Origin of the sequence: Cupriavidus sp. H19C3 (assembly GCF_049393815.1) — a bacterium.
Taxonomy (GTDB): Bacteria; Pseudomonadota; Gammaproteobacteria; order Burkholderiales; family Burkholderiaceae; genus Cupriavidus.
In genome coordinates, this window is sequence record NZ_CP184985.1 from 40644 (window position 1) to 61168 (window position 20525).

General features: G+C 69.3%; 8 protein-coding genes and 2 pseudogenes. All 10 read left to right on the plus strand.

Annotated features, from left to right (window positions below; translation table 11 throughout):
• Positions 1–6 precede the first annotated feature (6 nt).
• The 10 genes and pseudogenes from DFLDMN_RS00215 (at position 7) to DFLDMN_RS00260 (ending at position 20505) form a co-directional block, all read left to right on the plus strand.
• The gene (locus DFLDMN_RS00215) at positions 7–1125 is read left to right on the plus strand and encodes an acyl-CoA dehydrogenase family protein (RefSeq protein ID WP_423196535.1); all 1119 of its coding nucleotides are present in this window, start codon (positions 7–9) and stop codon (positions 1123–1125) included.
• Between the two features lie 138 nt (positions 1126–1263).
• Complete coding sequence (locus DFLDMN_RS00220) at positions 1264–1716, plus strand: MaoC family dehydratase (RefSeq protein WP_423196536.1); 453 nt, start codon at positions 1264–1266, stop codon at positions 1714–1716.
• 33 nt (positions 1717–1749) lie between these two features.
• Positions 1750–2229, plus strand: coding sequence for a MaoC family dehydratase (locus DFLDMN_RS00225; RefSeq protein WP_423196537.1), 480 nt, complete (start codon positions 1750–1752; stop codon positions 2227–2229).
• Positions 2230–2856: 627 nt separating this feature from the next.
• On the plus strand, positions 2857–3825 hold the full coding sequence (gene cyoA / locus DFLDMN_RS00230) for a ubiquinol oxidase subunit II (protein WP_423196538.1): 969 nt from the start codon (positions 2857–2859) through the stop codon (positions 3823–3825).
• An 8-nt stretch (positions 3826–3833) separates the two neighbouring features.
• Positions 3834–5807, plus strand: a pseudogene (gene cyoB / locus DFLDMN_RS00235) (cytochrome o ubiquinol oxidase subunit I).
• 5 nt (positions 5808–5812) lie between these two features.
• A complete protein-coding gene (cyoC, locus tag DFLDMN_RS00240; protein ID WP_423196539.1) occupies positions 5813–6457 on the plus strand; it encodes a cytochrome o ubiquinol oxidase subunit III in 645 nt (214 codons plus the stop codon).
• Positions 6457–6849, plus strand: coding sequence for a cytochrome o ubiquinol oxidase subunit IV (gene cyoD / locus DFLDMN_RS00245; RefSeq protein ID WP_423196540.1), 393 nt, complete (start codon positions 6457–6459; stop codon positions 6847–6849). Before cyoC ends, cyoD begins: the two co-directional genes overlap by 1 nt.
• A 281-nt stretch (positions 6850–7130) precedes the next feature.
• Positions 7131–10697 (plus strand): filamentous hemagglutinin N-terminal domain-containing protein, encoded by a 3567-nt coding sequence (locus tag DFLDMN_RS00250; RefSeq protein WP_423198488.1) that lies wholly within the window; start codon positions 7131–7133, stop codon positions 10695–10697.
• A pseudogene (locus DFLDMN_RS00255) lies at positions 10582–12279 on the plus strand (hemagglutinin repeat-containing protein); the annotation flags it as partial. The gene DFLDMN_RS00250 and the pseudogene DFLDMN_RS00255, both read left to right, overlap by 116 nt.
• A 105-nt stretch (positions 12280–12384) precedes the next feature.
• Positions 12385–20505 carry a C80 family cysteine peptidase gene (locus tag DFLDMN_RS00260; RefSeq protein WP_423198489.1) on the plus strand — a complete coding sequence of 2707 codons (8121 nt, stop codon included), beginning with the start codon at positions 12385–12387 and terminating at the stop codon, positions 20503–20505.
• Positions 20506–20525: the final 20 nt, after the last annotated feature.

The window sequence follows — 20525 nt, forward strand, 5'->3', positions numbered from 1 at the left end:
GCGAACATGGACTTCAACCTGAGCGACGAACAGAAGCAACTGGCCGACGCGGTCCGCCGGTTTATCGACAAGAGCTACGACTTCGAATCCCGCCGCGCGACCTACCGGTCGGGCACCGGTACGAGCGAACGCGCGTGGGGCGCGCTGGTGGAGCTCGGCCTGACCGCGCTGCCGGTGCCGGAAGCGCAGGGCGGCTTCGCGGGCAGCGCGGTGGACATGATGGTGGTGCAGCAGGAACTGGGTCGCGGCCTCGTGATCGAGCCGTACTTTGCCACCGTGGTGGCCGCGCATGCGCTCAGGCTGGCCGGCGGCCAGGAGGCGCTGCTGGAGCAGGTGGCCACCGGCGAAGTCAAGCTGGCCACGGCGTTCAACGAGCCGCACGCGCGCTATGCGCTCAACGACGTGCGCGTGACCGCCACCGGCGGCCGGCTCGATGGCCGCAAGGTGGTGGTGATCCACGGCGGGCAGGCGGACCGGCTCGTGGTGTCGGCCCGCACGGCCGGTGCCGAGGCCGACACGGCCGGCATTTCGCTGTTCCTGGTCGATGCCCGCGGCAGCGGCGTCAGCATCGAGGACTACCGCACCATCGACAACCTGCGCGCGGCCGATATCACCTTCACCGACGCACCGGCCACGCCGATCGGGCCGGACGGCCAGGGCTGGGAGATCCTCGACGCCACCGCCGACTATGCCGCGGTGCTGCTGTGCGCCGAGGCGGTGGGCATCATCGACACCCTGAACCAGGCCACGCTGGAGTACGCCAAGACGCGCCAGCAGTTCGGCACGCCGATCGGCCGCTTCCAGGCGCTCCAGCATCGCATGGTGGAGATGTTCATCCACGCCGAGCAGGCGCGTTCGATCACGCTGCTGGCCGCGGCACGCTTCGACGAGGCCAGCCCGGAGGAGCGGCGGCGCTACGTGTCGGCCGCCAAGGCCCGCGTGGGGCAGGCCGCGCGCGCGGTGGGCCAGGAGGCGGTGCAGATTCACGGCGGCATGGGCGTGACCGACGAACTGCCGGCGGCGCACATGTTCAAGCGGCTGACGCTGATCAACACGACCTTCGGCGATGTGGATCACCACATCGGGCGCTTTGCCGCGCAGCCGGGCTTCCTGGCGGCGGCCTGAGCGGGTCGCGCCAGCCGGCCACCCGAGCTGCCCCCCAGGCTGTCACCCACCTTGCCACATCTCGTGGGCGGCGGCCGGCGCAAGCCGGTACGCCGTCCGGCTCGCGGCCTTCGCGATGCCACCCTACCGGAGTGCCCGATGTCATCACCCGTCTATTTCGAAGACTACGTCGTCGACAGCGAACACACGCTCGGCAGCTATACCGTGACCGAGGAAGAAATCGTCGCGTTCGCGCGCCAGTACGATCCGCAGCCGTTCCACGTCGACAGGGAGGCCGCCGCCGGGAGCATCTATGGCGGGCTGATTTCCAGCGGCTGGATGACCTGCGGCATCATGATGCGGCTGCTGGTGCAGTACATGGGCGGGCGCTCGGCGAGCATGGGCTCGCCCGGCGTGGACGAGATCCGCTGGATCAAGCCCGTCTATGCGGGCGATACGCTTGGCGTGGTGCTCAAGGTGCTGGCCACGCGGCCGTCGACGTCCAGGCCGGACCGTGGCGTGGTGCATACCGAATGGCGCGCCACCAACCAGCGCGGCGAACTGGTCTGCACCGTCAAGGGCATGGGCATGTACGGGCGCCGCCCGGCCTGAGACAATCGATCATCCCTTCAACGCGGAGTCCGCATGCGCACCATCGCCTCGCTGGAAGAACTGGAAAGCCTGCAGGGCCAGGAAGTCGCGGTCAGCGACTGGGTCGAGATCACGCAGCAGCAGGTCAACCTGTTTGCCGATGCCACCGGCGACCACCAGTGGATCCATGTCGACGTGGAGCGCGCGCGGCGCGAGTCGCCATTTGGCGCGCCGGTCGCGCACGGCTTCCTGACGTTATCGCTGCTGCCGCGGTTCATGCAGAATGCCCTCCATTTCGAAGGCACCAAGGTGGCCGTCAACTACGGCCTCAACCGCGTCCGGTTTACCTCGCCCGTGCCGGTGGGCAGTCGCCTGCGTGCCCGCATCGCGCTGAAGACGGTGGAGCGGCTGGAGCCGCTGCCGAACGCGCCGGAACTGGTCGGCGCCCAGGCCTGCTGGGAGGTGACGGTCGAGCGCGAAGGATCGGCGCGGCCGGTCTGCGTGGCCGAGTCGATTACCCGCCGGTACGCGTAGATCTGGCGTAAATCCGCCCGGTTTTTGCCCGGATTCGTGTCTTTTTGCCCCCTGACTGGCCGGTGCGCGGCAGGCGGGGTGGGCTGCCATTGTTCGGAATTTGGCGATACGCGGCCCTTGAAGATACGGCGGCGCAAGCAAAATATGTCATAAATAACCGCGACCAAATGTCGCGGTCTGGCAGCCATCCAGCGAGAAAAAGCCGTTTCACGGGCCATTCGTCATGGTGCCGTCAGGTTTGCGTCATTGTCCGTTTTGCAGAACAGTGTTTCCGCTGTCCGTGGGTTTACCCGTAATGTTGCGTTGCGGTACATTCCCGGCCACGATGCTTTACGTATTGCGATATCTGCTCAAGAACCGTGCACGCTGCGCTGGCGTGGCGGTCGCACAGGGTGGGCATGGCAAAGGCATCGTGGATCAACGCCGCGCTGCTGCCAGCACGGTCGCGATCCGGGCAGTCCTCCACCTCAGCGCACGCATCGCCGCTCCGGCGCCACGCGCACGCAGTCGTCAGTCGCTGTCCACGTCCCCGGTTTTTTCCCTGCTCAGCCCAGCCTCTTGCCCCGTGCATCAGGCAGTTGAAGCCGCGTGCCGAGTCCGGCCGTGGCACAACCAGACCGTCGTGACATGAAAACACCTAGAATGCCGCGCTGGACGCGGTTCCTGCCTTGCCTTGGCCTGCTGCTGCTGGCCGGCTGCAACTTCGCGCTGATGGACCCGAAAGGGCAGGTTGGCGTCGACATCAAGGGCATCATCCTGATCGCTACCTGGCTCATGCTGCTGGTGGTGGTGCCGGTGATCATCCTCACGATCGTGTTCGCCTGGAAGTATCGCGCCAGCAATACTTCGGCAACCTACGATCCCGACTGGTCGCACTCGACCAAGATCGAAGTCGTGGTCTGGCTGATTCCCTGCCTGATCATCATCGCGCTGGCGATCATCACGTGGCGCTCGTCGCACGAGCTGGACCCGTACAAGCCGCTCGAATCCAACGTCAAGCCGGTCACCGTCGAAGCCGTGGCGATGAACTGGAAGTGGCTGTTCATCTATCCCGAACTGAAGATCGCGACGGTCAACCAGCTGGCGCTGCCGGTGAACACGCCCGTGAACTTCAAGATCACGTCGGATTCGATCATGAATTCGTTCTTCATCCCGCAACTGGGCAGCCAGGTGTACGCCATGGCCGGGATGGAAACCAAGCTCCACCTGATCGCCAACGAAGCCGGCACCTACGACGGCATGTCCGCCAACTACAGCGGCGGTGGCTTCTCGGGCATGAAATTCAAGGCCATCGCGATGTCGAACTATGACTTCGACGCGTGGGTAGCCAAGGTGCGCGGCTCGACCGAGACGCTCGGCGCCGAAGAATACAAGACGCTTGCCAAGCCGAGCGAGGCCGTGCCCGTGACGCTCTACGGCAAGGTGGACGCCGACCTCTACGAAGGCATCCTGCACCAGTACATGGACATGAGCGGTCACGCCATGGCCCGCGAGGGCTTTGAGGGCGGTCCGGTCTGCACGTCGCGCAACACCATCGGCGACGCGAAGGTCTCCATGACTGCCCCGGCCACGCCGGTGGCGGGCGCGCAATCCTAGGAGCGAAGATGTTTGGCAAATTGACTCTGTCGGCGATTCCGTTTCATGAGCCGATCATCATGGTGACGCTGAGCGCGGTGATGCTCGGCGGCCTGGCGCTGCTTGGCGCCATCACCAAGTTCGGGAAGTGGGGTTACCTGTGGAACGAATGGATTACGTCCGTCGACCACAAGAAGATCGGCGTGATGTACTCGCTGGTGGCCCTCATCATGCTGCTGCGCGGCTTTGCCGACGCGCTCATGATGCGTACCCAGCTGGCCGTCGCCACCGGTGGCAACACGGGCTTCCTGCCGCCCGAGCACTACGACCAGATCTTTACCGCCCACGGCGTGATCATGATCTTCTTCGTGGCCATGCCGCTGATGACGGGCCTGATGAACCTCGTGGTGCCGCTGCAGATCGGCGCGCGCGACGTGGCCTTTCCGTTCCTGAACACGCTGTCGTTCTGGCTGTTCGTGGCCGGCGCGCTGCTGGTCAACGTCTCGCTCGGCGTCGGTGAGTTCGCGCGCACGGGCTGGCTGGCATACCCGCCGCTGTCGGGTCTGGACTTCAGCCCGGGCGTGGGGGTCGACTACTATCTCTGGTCGCTGCAGATCTCGGGCCTGGGCACGCTGCTGACCGGCGTGAACTTCCTGGTCACCATCCTCAAGATGCGGGCCCCGGGCATGACGCTGATGCGCATGCCGGTGTTCACCTGGACCGCGCTGTGCACCAACGTGCTGATCGTGGCCGCCTTCCCGGTGCTGACCGTGTCGCTGGCGCTGCTGGGCGCGGACCGCTACCTGGACATGCACTTCTTCACCAATGAGGCCGGCGGCAACGCCATGATGTACGTCAACCTCATCTGGATCTGGGGCCACCCCGAGGTGTACATCCTGGTGCTGCCGGCTTTCGGCATCTTCTCGGAAATCATCGCGACGTTCTCGGGCAAGAAGCTGTTCGGCTACAAGTCGATGGTGTATGCGACCAGCGCGATCATGGTGCTGTCGTTCATCGTGTGGCTGCACCACTTCTTCACGATGGGCTCCGGCGCCAACGTGAACGCGTTCTTCGGCATCACGACCATGATCATCTCCATCCCGACCGGGGTGAAGATCTTCAACTGGCTGTTCACCATGTACCGTGGCCGCGTGCAATTCACGTCGCCGGTGCTGTGAACGCTGGGCTTCATGATCACCTTCGTGATCGGTGGCATGACCGGCGTGCTGATGGCCGTGCCGGCCGCCGACTTCGTGCTGCATAACAGCCTGTTCCTGATCGCCCACTTCCATAACGTGATCATCGGCGGCGTGCTGTTCGGCTACCTGGCCGGCATCACCTACTGGTGGCCGAAGGCGTTCGGCTTCAAGCTGAACGAGCGTCTGGGCAAGTGCGCGTTCTGGTGCTGGATCGTCGGCTTCTACTTCGCGTTCATGCCGCTGTACGTGCTGGGCCTGATGGGCATGACCCGCCGTCTGAACCATACCGACAACCCGGCCTGGACCCCGTGGCTCCATATCGCCGTGATCGGTGTCGTGTTCGTGGCGCTGGGCATTTTCTTCCAGGTGCTGCAGATCGTCGTGTCGATCCGCGACCGCAAGAAGCTGGCCGACGTGACCGGCGACCCGTGGGGCGGCCGCACGCTCGAATGGGCCACTTCGTCGCCGCCGCCGTTCTACAACTTCGCGCATACCCCGGTGGTGCGTGACCTGGATGCATTTGCCGACATGAAGGCGCGTGGCGAGAAGATCCGTACGGACGGCTATGAGCAGATCCACATGCCGAAGAACACCGCCGCGGGCTTCTACATGGGTGCCTTCAGCCTGGTGCTTGGCTTTGCGCTGACCTGGCATATCTGGTGGCTCGCCGCCGTGGGCCTGATCGGCATGGTGGTGGCGTTCATCCGCCGCGCCAACGACGACCATATCGACTACTACGTGCCGGCCGCCGAGGTCGAGCAGATCGAAGCGCGCAACCTGCAGCGCATCGCTTCGGGGGCCTGATCATCATGACGACTGAAGTCCTGGACCGTTTTGGGGCGCAAGCCCCGTCGCATGCGCATTCGCACGACGAAGCGCATGACCACGCGCATCACGACACCAGCGGGAACACGATCTTCGGGTTCTGGCTGTACCTGATGAGCGACTGCATCCTGTTCGCGTGCCTGTTTGCCGCCTTTGCCGTCCTGCGCGGCGAAGTGGCGGGCGGCCCGACCGGCAAGGAGCTGTTCGAGCTCAACTACGTGCTGGTGGAAACCTTCATCCTGCTGTTCTCGAGCATTACGTACGGCATGGCGATGGTGTCGCTGCAGAACGGGCAGAAGAGCCGCGTGATGGGCTGGCTGGCCGTGACGTTCCTGCTCGGCGCCGCGTTCATGGGCATGGAAATCAACGAGTTCATGCACCTGATCCACGAAGGCGCGGGTCCTGGCCGCAGCGCATTCCTGTCGTCGTTCTTCACCCTGGTCGGCACCCACGGCCTGCACGTGGCCAGCGGCATGCTGTGGATGCTCGTGCTGATGTGGCAACTGACCACCAAGGGCATCACCACCGCGACCACCAAGCGCCTGATGTGCCTGAGCCTGTTCTGGCACTTTCTGGATGTGGTGTGGATCGGCGTGTTCACCGTCGTGTACCTGATGGGAGCCATGTAATGTCGCAAAACCACTCGGCCCAAAACCACGCGGTCTCCGCCGCGCATGGCGACGCCCACGGCCACGCTCATGGCGCCGCCCATGGCCACGCCAGCGTCAAGTCGTACGTGATCGGCTTTATTCTTGCCGTGATCCTGACGGTCATCCCGTTCAAGCTCGTGATGGATGGCACCATGGACCGCGGCACGATCCTCTGGGTCATCCTCGGCATGGCCGTGGTCCAGATCGTGGTGCACCTGAAGTACTTCCTGCACCTGGATGGCTCGAACGAGCAACGCGGCAACGTGGTCGCGTTCCTCTTCACCGTGCTGATCCTGTTCATCGTGCTGGGTGGCTCGCTCTGGGTCATGCACAACATGAACGCCAACATGATGCCGACGATGTCGCGATAGCCGTCGCATATCGCAAGGCAGCGCGGCGGCGCAGGCCGCCGGCGCGCACCAGGGAGCCGCCCGGAGACATCCGGGCGGCTCTTTGCATTTGCGCCATCCGCCGCGGCGCAGCCAATCGCTCTTCACTGAATCCGATCGACACGTTTTTGATTTCAGAAATCTCCTAAAGCTATTCGCTGCGATTGCTCTCACAGTGGAACGGTGACACGTTTCGCGGGAGCGGCGCTGTGAAATCTCTCTATTCCGTGGTCTGGCGTACCGCGTCGATGTGGTGCGTACCGATGGCTGTGCTCGGACAGAACCAGAGCGATGGCGGCGACATCGTGGCGCTCGGCGCGACCCAGGCGCGCGTGGCGGGCAACGATGCGGGAGGGAGCGGCGCCGCGGGTATCGCCATCGTGGATATCGCCGACGCCAACGCGGCGGGCGTGTCCCACAATCGATACGCCGCATTCCATGTCGGCCCGGCGGGAGTGGTGCTCAACAATACCGTTGGCACCGGCCCGGCGGCCCTGTCGCAACTGGCGGGGCAGGTCGGGCCCAATCGCGGCATGACGCGCGCTGCCGCGCTGATTCTCAATGAAGTGGTCTCCCCCGGCCGCAGCCGGCTGGCTGGATTCATCGAGGTGCTGGGTCGCCCCGCCGATGTGGTGGTCGCCAATCCTGCCGGCATTACATGCGCCGGCTGCGGCTTTATCAATACCGGGCGGGCGACGCTGACGACCGGTGTGCCGTTGCTGGACCGGCAGGGTGCGTTGGCGGGCTTTCGCGTCGGGCAGGGGGACATCCTGATCGAGGGCGACGGGCTCGATGCGAGCACGCAACCGGGCACGGACCTGATTGCGCGGCTGGTCCGCCTGGAGGGGCCGGTGCATGCGCGCGATCTGGGCATCGTGGCGGGACGCGGGGTGGTCGCGACGGAGGGCGGTGCGGAGGTTGGAACCGAGGGCGGAACGGAGCGCGTGCCAGAGCGCGGGCCGGATGCCGTCGTGGCTGACGCCGTCGAGCCCGTGATCGACAGCAGCGCACTGGGTGGCATGTATGCGGATCGCATCCGTCTGATCGCGCGCGGCGGCGGTGTGCGGCTTGCCGGCAATGTCGTGGCGAAAGCGGGCGATATCGATGTGGCGGCCGCCGGCGATATCGGCATCGGACGGGCCGCGACCCTGTTCGCGCGCCGCGACCTCCGGCTCGCCACCGGGCCCGGCAAGCTCGATCTCCGTGCCATACCGGTGCCGGAACGCGCCGGCGCGGTGGTCAACGAGGGGCGGGTTCTCGCGGGCAACGACCTGCGCATCGCGGCCGGCGGCAGGCTGTTCAACGCCGCGACGCTGCAGGCGCGCGAGGGCATGGCGGTGCGTACGAATACGCTGGTCAATCACGGCGCGATCGAAGGCGGCACGGTCGATATCGTCGCGACCACGGTCCGCAACGAAGTCGCCGGCGGCGACCCGCGCATATGGATGACCACGCGCTGGAAGGAGGCGAAGGACGGCGAGACCGTGTGGCGCTGGCACGGGCTGAGTTCGACCTATCGCTACTACCAGAACTACAAGGCCACGCGGGTCAGGCAGCAGCGTTACTGGCGCACGCCCGGGAAGTCGCCGCATATCGTGGCCGACCGGCGGCTTGCGCTTGCCTTCAGCGAGCTCCACAACCTTGGCGGCACGCTCGCGAGCGGCGACGCCATGCGGCTGCAGGGCTTTGTGGCGATGCCCGCGGGCGGTGCCCAGGCTGGCGATGCGCACGCCGGGGGGAATGCACACCCTGTGGGGAATGCAGACCCTGTGGGGCACGCAGATCCTAAGGAGCACGGACCCGATATGGGGCTCGCGCACGATCTCCGCGATGATCGTGGCAACCGTTTCCGCCTGCAGGGGGCGACGCTCGTCAACGACAGCCTGGCGCTGGAGACCCAGCACATCGCGCGGCACCGCACGATGACCCGGCGCGATCTCTGGATCCTGCTCGGCACCGCGCGCCAGTTCGACTGGCTGCCCTGTGGCGGGCCAGCCGGCGAGGCCGACGCGGCCTGTGCCTACCAGGGTACGCAGGAAACGGTGCAGAGCACGTTCCAGAATCTGCTGCGCGCCGGCATCTCGGCCCGGCATCTCGCCGGGAGCGGCTTCTCCATCCACAATCGCGGCGTGCCGACCGGGGACCTCGCGGCCGTGCGCGATGACACGCTGCCCGACGTCGCCGAGATCGCCAGCCCGGCCGCACGCGCGCTTGGCGGCCGGGCCGGAGATCTCGGCGACCTCTATATCCGGGACACACCGCCACGGTCGCGTTATCTCCTGGCGCGCAATCCGCTGTATCCGTTGGCAGCCGGTGCATCGGCCGTCGCCGGCGGGCGGCCGGCGACGGCCGTGGCGTCCACCGAGCCGTCCGACCCTGACGCAGGGCCGGCGGCGCCTGCCGCCGCCACTGCCGACGGGATCACCGATGGTGTGAGCGACGGCGCCCGCCATGGCGCCGACCCCGGGCTGCACGACGGCGCAGGCGCCGGTGCCCGGCATGGGCTCGCCGTGTCGCCACCCTCGGCCGCACCTACCACCGAGCCACCCACCGAGCCACCCACCGAGCCGCGCCACGATACGGCGCGGCCGCCGCTGGCCGCCATCGCCACCGATACGGGGCAGCCGGCTGCCCCGGCGGTCGACACGGACTACCTGGCAAACCGGCTTGGGCTCGCTGTCGACGCGATCGGGCTCAGGCTCGGCGATGCCGACTACGAACAGCGTCTGGTGCGCGACCAATGGCTCGCCAGGACCGGTGCCATGGCCCCCGGCATCGAAACCGGCCGGTGGATGCAGACACTGATGGACAATGCCGCGCGCGCGGCGGGCCCGCTGGGCCTGGTGTACGGGCGCGCGCTCACATCCGCGCAGGCGGCCGCGTTGCCCGACGATATCGTGTGGGCGGTCAGGACCGATGTGGCGGCCCGCGAGGTCTTGGTGCCGGTCGTATATCTGTCGCCGCAAACGCATGCCCGGCTGGCGCGAGGCGCGTGGATGCGGGCGACGACGGTCGATATCGCGGCCGGGGAAATCCGCAACGACGGCGGCGAGATTGCCGCCGGGGAATCGCTCGCGCTGCGGACCGCGGGCGATCTCGTCAATACGTCCGGCGTGCTTGCCGGCCGCGAGGTGGCGCTGCGGGCCGGGCGCAAGCTCGTCAACCAGACCTTTCACCGTGGTGGTGGCGGCGAGCAGGCGTATGCGAGCACGCTCGGCGGCGCCGGCACGATCGCGGCGGCGGCGCAGCTGTCGCTCGCGGCGGGTGGGGACCTCGTCAACCTCGGCGCGGCGGTCAGGTCCGACGGCGACGTCGCGCTCGCCGCGGGCGGCCAGGTGGTATTCGACACGATCGCGGTGCAGTCCGCCCGATCGACCACCACCGGACGGGCCGGCCCCGGCGCCGGCACCATGCAGACGCAGGCGACGCGCCAGCTGAGCCAGATGCGATCGCAACTGGTGGCCGGCGGCGATATCGCAATGCGCGGCGAAACAGGGACCGTGCTGGCGGGTACGCATGCGGTCGTCGGCGGCAATGCCGACCTGCGCAGCGGGGCGGCCCCTCGCGCTCGTGGCGCGTGGCCACCGGGCAGAGGTGCGGCAGGGGCACCATGCCAGCGGATGGGGTGCGGCGCGCGCGCTCCATGGTTCGACATCGACGTTTCGCACGGAGGCGTCGACCCGGCACGAGGGGAGTACGCTGGAGGTCCGGGGCAATCTCGATATTGCCGCGCACGCGGATGTCCGCATGGTCGGGGCCACCGTCAAGGCCGGTGGCCGGATCGGCATCGAGGGGCGCAATGTGGAGGCACGCGGTGCGCACGACCTTGATACCGCGCACGTCGCCACGACCAGCTCGGCCATTTTCCATGGGGTACGCCCATCGGCCGACAGCCAGTCGGACACCGCGGGCGCGTCCGTCCAGCACAGCGCGAGTGGTGCCGGAGGCTTCGTGCTGGCCAGTCGCACGCGCAGCGAGACGGTCACGACCGACCTTGCGCACGCCGGCACGACCATCGCGGCGGGCGGCGACGTGCGCCTGCGCGCGCGGCAGGACCTGGTGCTGGAGGGCAGCCACGTGGGCGCGCGCGGACATGCCGCGCTCGCGGCCGCCAATGTGCGCATCGTGGCCGCGCAGGACACCGCCGCGTTGACCGCGACCACGTCCGTGCACGCCATGGGACTGATGGTCGGCGGCGACGCCAGCGCGGGCGCGCGCGCCCATGCCGGCTCCGGTGTGCGCAAGGAAGGCAGGGGGCATTGGCTGGGTGCCGGTGCCAGCGCGCAAGCCAGCGCGGACGGCCGCGTGGATCTGCTGCGCGACAGCACGCGCACCGATGCCACCCTGACCACCCGGCATCGCGCGGCGAAGATCGATGTGGAAGGCGACCTCACGGTACGCGCGCACGACCACTTCCGCCTGGCAGGCTCGTCGCTCAAGGCCGGCGGCAGCATGGGTATCCATGCCCGCCGTCAGCGCGCCGATGCCGTGCACGACGTGAGCGAGGTCCACTGGCACAGCCGCGAACGGAACGCCGGCTTCTATGGCACGGCCGGTGCGGCGGCGCACGCGGCACTGGGCGCGGCGGCGGAACAGACGCAGCCGACGGGGCTTCCCGCCGCGCAGGCCAGCGCGGAAGGCGGCCTCCAGTGGCGCGTTGCGTCGGAGCAAGGTGTGCGGGGCCAGACCGAGGCCGTGGGCGCGCGCATGGAGGCCGGGGCCGACCTGGCGCGCCATGCCGGGGAACAGTTACGCGATGCCGGTGCGCGGATCTCGGCTGGTGCGCAGGTGGTGCAGTCAGGCCAGGTCATCGTCAGCGAGGCGGCATACGACACCACCTATGAAAAAGTCACACGCGGCAGCGATACGGTCCGTCTGGGCGGTTATGGCTCGGCCTCGGTCGGACTGCCCGGCGCGGTGGTGCCGGGGCAATCGGGCAGCACCATGGCCACGGGTTTTGGCGCCGGCGCTGGCCTCAAGCTCGGGTATCGCTACGAGCGCGGTCATGCCGATACGCAGGCGAGCAATGTCGTGGTGTCCACCATCCGCGCCGGCGGCGGCATCTCCAGCGCGTCTTCGGCACGGACCCGGCTGGAGGGCACCGTCATGCATGCGGCAGCCGGTGGCATCGATATCCGTGCCGGTGCGCTCGACTATGCCGCGGCGCGGGCCGGCACCCGTGAGGCGCAGCAGCAAACCGAGGCCGGCGGAGAAGGGCAAATCGATCTTGCGAGCCGCGCGGCGGGCTTGTCGGCGGATGCCGCGAGCGCGACGCGTGGCGGCGACAGCCTGACCGATGTGGCAGGACAGGTGAGCGCCAGCGGCATCGTGTCGGTGCGCACGCGTGGCGACGCCATGCTGGCGGGTACCGCGCTTGCCGGCAGCGAAGTCCGGATCGCGACCGGTGGCGCCCTCGACTATCGCGCCGCGCTGACCGCGCGCGCCGCCCGCGCGTCCAGCCTGTCCGCCCACGGCGCGGTGTCGGCCGGTACGACGTTCGTTGGCGCGAGCGGCGGCATGAACCGCGACCACAGCGCTGAAACCGTCCATCGCGAGGTGGCCGGATCCATCCTGGCGCGCGATGGCGGTATCGACATCCGCGCCGGCGGCGCGGCGCGCTTCGTCGGGACATCGCTCGCGGCGAGCGCCGCGCTGGAGGTCGAGGCGGCCGGCACCCTGCGCTTCGATGGCGCGCGCGAGCACGAAAGCCGTCGCAGCCACAAGGTCAACCTCAGCCTCGATGTGGGCCGCATGAATGGCTCGGCCAGCGTCGGCTCGCCGGGCGCATTCGCCGGCGACAGCGAGTTCGAACGCATGCGCGAGACCGGCGCGGTGCTTCAGGCCCGGCGGGTCAGGCTGGCTTCGGGCGGGGACACCGTCATGGCGGGAACGGTGCAGGCCGACCAGGTGGAATATGCGACCGGCGGCCGGCGCATCGCGATGAACGTCGGCCCCGAGCGCGTGCGCGCGCGTGGTTTCGGCTTTGCCTTGCCGCCAGTGATCAGGCCCGCGCGTATGCGATCCGCCGCGCAGCGGGCGCCTGGGCTGCGCCCGCCGGATGGGATGGCGGGCGCGGTCGCGCGGCATCCTGCGCGCGATGCCTACGACGCGCGCGTGGTACTGCAGGCGGGCCACGATGCGGTCACGAGCAAGGCGGCGCAAGCGCTGGCACGCAAGCATCCGGGCACCATGCTGGCGCGCGCGGCCACCGACGGCAACCTCGCGGCGCCGCTGTCGCAGCCGCTCCACGGCAACGTCAAGATGACGGTGGTGGGGCATGGCGATGCGGCGCAGGGGCAGGTCGGCGCCATGCGCGGCGAGCAGCTCGCGACGACCATCGGCCGCTTGCTGGACGGCAACGCCGGTGCAACGCTGGCCAAGGTGTCGGCGGTCGGCTGCGCGAGCGATTGCGTGCTGCCGGCGCTCGATGCCGCGCTGCGGGCAAGTGGATACGACACGCACGTCCGCGGCCACCAGGGGCCGGTCAAAGTCACCGCCGAGGGGCACCGGGTGGCCGCCCACGCGGGCGACCCGGACGCGCTCGGCAACGAATCGCGCGGGGCACGGCATCCGTTCATCGAGTTGCGGCGGCCTTCCTCCGTGGCCGAGGCGGTGCGCGACGCCACGGCCTTGCGGCCCGTGCTGCAGGCCGCGACGCTGGGACGGGGGCTGAGCGCGCGCGAGCGGCAGGTCCTCGCCCGCTGGACTACTCACGATTATCCCGACGGCGCGGCGCAACGGCCGGTGACCGAGTTGACCGGTGCGCTGGCACGTATCGCCGACTACCGCGGCCCGACCTATTACGTCAATGCGCCCCCGTCAGGCGTGTACGACGCGCAGCTCCCCGGCGCGCAGGCCGCGGGCGGGGAGCCGGCCCGGGGGCTGGTGAGGCCGGGCGATCTTGTCTACACGCCGACCTTCCTGCCGATGACCGCCTCCAGCGTGCCGGTCCGCGCGGCCATGGAGCTCGGCATCGCGCCCGCGGGACATACGCTGACGGCGTTCGCCGTCGACGGTCTGCGCGCCAAGCCGGTGGGCCGCTTTATCCCGCATCACGGCGATGCACTACGGACCGAGGTCGCCTACCAGCGCGGGACACGCTTCCGCGTGGTGGAGGTCGACGAGACCCCCGGCATGACGCTCGCATGGCTGGCGGAGACGAAGGATGCCGCCGATGCGACGATGCGCGACTTCCTGTTTGGCACCCGGCATCGCAACTACCGCAACCGGATGGTGGTGCCGCTCGGCGGCGACGCCGTGACGCTTGCATCCGCCGGCCGGCTTGGCGCAAGGTTCGTCGATACCATGCTGGTCGCGCTCGATGCCGATGGCCGGCCGGCGGCCGGCGCATTGTCGGCACGCGGCGCCGGCACGACCAAGATCACGCTGGTCGGGCACGGCGCGGGCGTGGGCGGCGATGGCGAGGGCACGCTGGGCGGCAAGTCGGTCGAGCAGATGGCGGACATCGTCGACCGCGTGGCCGGTGCGTCGACCTTGTGCAAGGTGAGTCTGGTCGGTTGCCACAGCACGCTGGTCACGCCGGCGTTGCAGACTGCGCTTGGCCTGCGCGGCAGGTATGCGCGCGTCACCGGCCAGCCCGGCTTTGTCGCGGTCGATGACGAGGGCGGCAGAAGGCGCGTCGACCGTACGCATCCCGACGCGCTGGGGGACACGCCGCAGGCGGCGCGCGCGCGGCCTGCGCCCCCCACATCCGGGCTGGTGTCATTCGATCCCGAGGGTGGCGGGGCCAGCGCCGGTGGGCCGACCCTGGCGCCCATGGCGCCCATGGCGCCCAGGCGCGGCGCGCGTACCGGCATCGAGGCAGCGCTGGCGGCCATGCAGCGGCAGCTGCCGCCGCGCCATGTGGCGGACGAGCGGGCCGCACGCTATCGGGATGCCATCGACGATGCGCAGATGCGCACGGCATGGTCGGTGCTGTGGAACCGCGACACGTACGACCCCGTGCGGATCTTCGCGCGGCAGCCCGGCAGCTACAACGCAAGCCTGGCCGACGGCCTGCCGTGGACCGGCCCGGTGACGCGCGATGTGCACGACCTTGCCGCGGCGCTGCAGGCGTTGCCCCCCACGCCGGCGATTTCGTATCTGGGCGACAGAACGTCACCCGATGCCTATCGGGCGCGGATCGTACCCGGCGACGTCGTCGCATCGGGCCAGTTTCTGCTGACGGGCATGGTGCCGGAGGATGCGCGCGACGCCATCGGTAGTGCCACGCGCCAGGGATTCGCGACCATGTTCCGCATCGATGGACGGACCGGCAGGAATATCACCCCCTATCGGGAAGCGTCGGTCCCGCCCGGCCGCGAAGGCAGCGCCGGGCTTGCCTATCTTCCCGCCACGCGATTCCGCGTCAAGGCCTCGGAATGGGATGGCCGCACGCGCTATGTGCTGCTCGACGAAGTGCGCGCGCCCGACGTTGTGCCCACCGCGTCCACCGCGTCCACCGCGTCCACTGCGTCCACTGCGTCCACTGCGTCGTCCGCACCGGCCGCACCCCTCCCGACCGTCGTCAAGGACATGTTCACGGGCCGCGCGATCGACGCCACGCCCCTGCGGCGCTATCTTGCCGGCATTCCGGCCGCGCTCTATCCCGACCCGCCGCCGCCGCTGCCCGATGCCGATGCCGAGCACCAGGCGGCGTTCTTCGGCAGGTTGAAGCGTGAGTTGTCACCCGCCCAGGCCGCGTTCGAGCGTAGCGAGTTCCTGGCGCGCATGCCGGCAGGGGAGGCGCTCCCGCCGGACGATGTCACACCGGCCCGCCTGCACCAGCTGCCCGATTTTGCCGGGCTGTCGTACCGCGGTGGCGCGACCGCGCACGGGGTCTATGGCCAACGCATCGTGGCGGGAGATATCGTGACCTCGCGCCAGGCGCTGTCGAGTTCGACGTTGCTGTCCGAGGGGCAACGCGATGCCGCGCATCGCGCATCGCGCGACGTCGAACCTTATCTGTTCGCCATCGAAGGACCGGGCGGCAAGCGCAACGGGGACACGGAGGTCATCTTTCCCGCGCAAAGCCACTTCAGGATCGTCGCGATGCACGACGCACCGGGCCGGCGCTATATCTGGGCGCGCCGCCATACCGGCGAGTTGCCCGCGATCGTCAAGGACATTCATACGGGCGAGGTGGAACGGCTGGTCGACGTGCCGCCTGCCGCCGGCGCGCGGGCGGCGGGCCGCGACGTGGCATCGATCCTGGCCGCGCCGGCGGGGACGCGCTTCGGGGATCGTCCGGCCGCACTCGACATGCGTGCCACGCAGTTCATGCTGGATCAGGAGACCGGCGTGCTGCGCGTGCGCGCGATGCTGCGCGACGACCTCCCCGCCGTGCTGGGCCGCCAGGTCCGCGACTACATGGCGCGCAAGGGCATACTCAAGCTGCTGCGGCCGGTGGAGCTCGAGCTCGGACAAGGCCCCGGGTCCGAGCGGTTGCGGGACAGGTATCTCGCCGGGTTGTCCAGGGCGCTCGATGGCGTGGCCATCAAGACCCGCTACGTGCCGCTGCGCGCGGTGGCGGACGGCATGTGGCGCTGGCCGCCGGCGGCAGAGTGGGCGAAGTTCGACACGGACACGCCGGTCGCCTTCGATCCCGCCACCCGGACCTTGCGCATCGACGCGGATGCGGGACATGCACAGCCGGAAGCGCTTGCCATCACCCTGGGGGCGCGTCTTGCCGATTATCTGCGGGACGAAGGGATTCCGCGCAGCGAGATGGCACGGATCGAGGTCCGCGTGGCGGGCGGACGCGCGGATCTGCCGGACCGGCTGGCAAACCGCTTGAACCGCTACGCCGGGGTGCCGGTCACCAGCGTGCCGGTCCTGCCGCCCGCGGCGCGTCGCGATACGCTGTCTTCGATTTTCGAGGCGCCGAGGGGCACGCGCTTTGGCGAGTACCCGCGCGATTACCACCGGCCGGAAGCGCTGTTCTGGCTGGACAAGGCGTCGGGGGTGCTCACCGTTCGCCTGACCGGCGCCGACAGCCGCGAGGGGGCCGCTTACGCCGTGCGCTACGCGGTACTGGCCGGCCAGATCCGCGACTACCTGGGACGGCTGGGCGTGAGCAGGCTGACCCGGCCCGTCAGGCTCGAGATCGGACGGGCTGGCGATGGGCGCGCGGAGCCCGATACGTCGGGGCTGTGGCTGCTGGCCGGGGAACTCGGTGTTCCCGCGACCGTGGAGCACGTGCCATTGCGCTTTGTCGGCAACGCGCGCGCTGCGTGGCCGCCGGCGCCGCCTGGTGCCCAGTTCGAATCGGACACGCCGGTGGCGTTTGATCGCACCACTGGAACCATCACGGTGCGGGCCGATCCCGGGCGCGAGAGTGCCGGCGAGTTTGCCGTCAAGCTGGGCCTGCGCATCGCCGAGTTCATGGCGGGCGAGCGCATCGGCCGCCACGAGATGCGCGAGATCGAGGTCCAGCTGGCGGTGGGACGCGACTATCCCTTCGCGGAGGCGCTGTCGTCGCGGCTCGGCCATTACGCGGGCGTGCCGACCGCGATATCGCGGCTCGAACCCGTCGGCAGTTTCGATTCAAAGGCGGCGATTCTGGCCGCCGCGCCGGGGTCCAGGTTCGGCCAACGGCCCGCCGATCATTTCATGCCGGCCACCCAGTTCGCGTACGCGCGCAAGTCGGGTGTCCTCAGTGCACGGGTGCATGGCCGCAGCGGGGATTTCCAGCATGGCGCAACACCGTATGTGCTGGCCGAGCAGATTCACAAATACCTCGACCGGCACGGCATCGTGCGGTTGAAGCGGCCGCTCGAGCTCGAGTGGGGGGTGGGCAATCCACCGGTCGGACTGGCGGCCTGGGACAAGCGCATCCTGTCGGACATTCTCGGGGTGCGGGTCAAGGCGGTGGAAGTACCTTTGCTGTTCGACGGCACCACGGCCGCGGCGTGGCCGCCGGCCGCGCCAGGGCGCCTGTTCTCTCCCGAAACGCCCATCGCCTTCGACGCCGCCACGCGTACGGTTGCCATCGAGGCAGCGGCGGGGCGGCAGCGCGCCGAAGATCTCGCCATCAAGCTAGGGGTCCGCATCGCGGATCACCTGCGCGACGCCGGCATCCCGCGCGGCGACATGGAGAAGATCGTGGTGCAACTCACCGATGCCGACCCGGCGGCCGGCGCGGCGCAAGCTTTGGCGCGCCTGCTGGGCCGCTACGCGGGGGTTCCGGTCAGCATGGCGCCACGTGCGGTGTCGGCGGAGGTGGCGCGCGATGCCGAGGCGACGGTGGCGGGGGCGGCGGCAGCGCATGCCGTGGGCTGGCGTGAGCGCTTGCAGTACTGGAAGCGCGCATGGCCTGGCCATCGCGGGCGGTACCAGCTGTCCGCCGCCGACGCGCAAAACGCGCAGAACGCGCACGGCGCGCTGGCGCCGGCGTTCCGCCGCACGCTGCGGGATGACGTCCCGATGGACGGGGGCGATAGCGACCACGCTCAGATTGGACCTCAGGTGGCGTCTCAGGTCGCGTCTCGGATCGCGTCTCAGGCCGAGTCTCAGGTCGAGTCTCAGGTCGAGTCTCAGGTCGAGTCTCAGGTCGCGCCGGAACCGATGCCGCGCGAGGTCCGGTCACGGCTGCCGCGTCGACCGCGCGCTGAGACGGACGAGGGCGCACAGGTCGATCCCGGCCAACGCGCGCATCACGCCGACCGCCGGGACCATGGCGCCGCCGGCAAGGTCTACAACGGCCGGGTGGTGATCCAGTATGGCGACCACGAGGCGGTCCGCCACGCGGCGGCCCACCTGGTGGCCAAGCATCCCGGCACCCACGTCATGCACGTGGGGGACGACGGCAGTCTGCTCGACCCGCTCGCGCCCGGCATGCTGCGCGGCGATATCAAGTTCAGCCTGCTCGGCCATGGCGGCCGGCAGGACCTCGGTGGCCTCGCGCCGGAGCGGCTGGCGGGAATGGTGGCCGCCGTGATGGCGGAGCAGCCGTCGGCACGCGCCGCCAAGGTGAGCCTGGTCGGGTGCGGGACGGCCTGTCTGCGCGACGCCATGGTGGCGGCATTGCGCGTGCGCGCGATCGATGCCGAGGTAACCGGGGAGAAGGGGCCAGTGGCGATCGACGAACCGGGCCACAAGGTTGCCACGACCGCGGACCATCCGCATGCATTGCCGAACGGGTGGCCGCCACCCAGGCGGCTGGAGCGGAGCGAGGTGCCGCCATGGCCGGTTGCCTTGCAGTGGCACCGCATGACGGATCGGCAGCGCGAAGCGTATACATCGCTGACCGGGTTCGCGCGGTCCCAGGGCGCCCATCCGCGCAGCGTCGCCAGCTACGTCACGGCACGCGGCGAGTTGAAACGCCGGCCGAGCGCGGGACTCTCCAGATTGCGCGCGCTGGCCTGGCAATGGCACCGGATGACCGATGTCGAGCGCGAGGAATTCGGCTCGCGGCGCGCGTTTGCCAACCACCATAGCGTACGCGATGTGAGCCTGAGCCACTATGTCACCGCGGATGGCACCTGGCGAGAACCTGCGCCGGAGGCGCCGCCGCAGCCCGATGCGCCGGCTGCCGCCCAGGCGGGGCAGGGGGCGCAGGCGGTGCCGGTGGCGCGGGTGGTGTCGGAGGGGCAGGCAGGACAGGCAGGACAGGCAGGACAGGCAGGACAGGCAGGACAGGCAGGACAGGCAGGACAGGCAGGACCGGCAGGACAGGCAGGACAGGCAGGACAGGCAGGACAGGCAGGACAGGCAGGACAGGCAGGGCAGGCAGGGCAGGCAGGGCAGGCGGGGCAGGCAGGGCAGGCAGGGCAGGCAGGGCAAGCGGGGCGGGTGGGGCAAGTGGGGCAGGCCGCGCCCATGGATCTTTCCGTCGGCCCGCCGGTGGGACAGCCGCATCTCGCCGCACGCGATGCGCACTGGCAGCCCGGCGCCGGCGAGGCCCGCGCGGACGCCGCGGCGAGCGCCTGGCCGTCGCGGCGCCTGGCGGAGGAGCCCCCGTCGGCGCCTGCGATGCATGCCACGAGCCATTCTCCGATGCATGTCACGACGCCTGTCCCGATGTATGCGCCGGCCCATGTCCCGACCCATGTCCCGACCCATGTCCCAACGCATGTCCCAACGCATGTCCCGATGCACGCCCCGATGTACTCGCGCATCCGTGGCCTCGCCATGCAGCCGCGCAGCCCGTTCCCATCGATCGTCTATCGGCGCGAGGTCATCCCCGCGGGCGTGTACGGAAACCTGCTGCAGGTCGGCGACATCGTCGGCAGCGCCGCGCCGTTGTCCGGCGTTCGCGCCTATGCCGGCGCGGAGACCGACTTTCCGCTGGATCTGAGCGCGACGGGCGTGCCCACGTTGTTCCGCATCGAAGGCGCCGCCGGCAGGATGTTCACTCTTGCCGGTGCGGCGGCAACCCTGGTCGGCCCCGCCGCCGATGGCGCCTACCTGCCTGGCGAGGCCTTCCGGGTGACCTACATCGACAGCGAGCCCCGCCCGGAGGGCCGGCACGTCCATCTGCGCACGTTGCTGCCGGGGGAGCCCGGCGGTCCGGTGTTCAAGGACTACCGGACCGGCCACGCGCTCGATCCGGCGCGTATCGGCAGGATGATCGATGCATCGCTGGGCCTGGTCGATGCCGCCCCGGGGGCGGGCGGCCCGCACACCGGGCCCGAATGACCAGCGGCGGGGCGATGTGA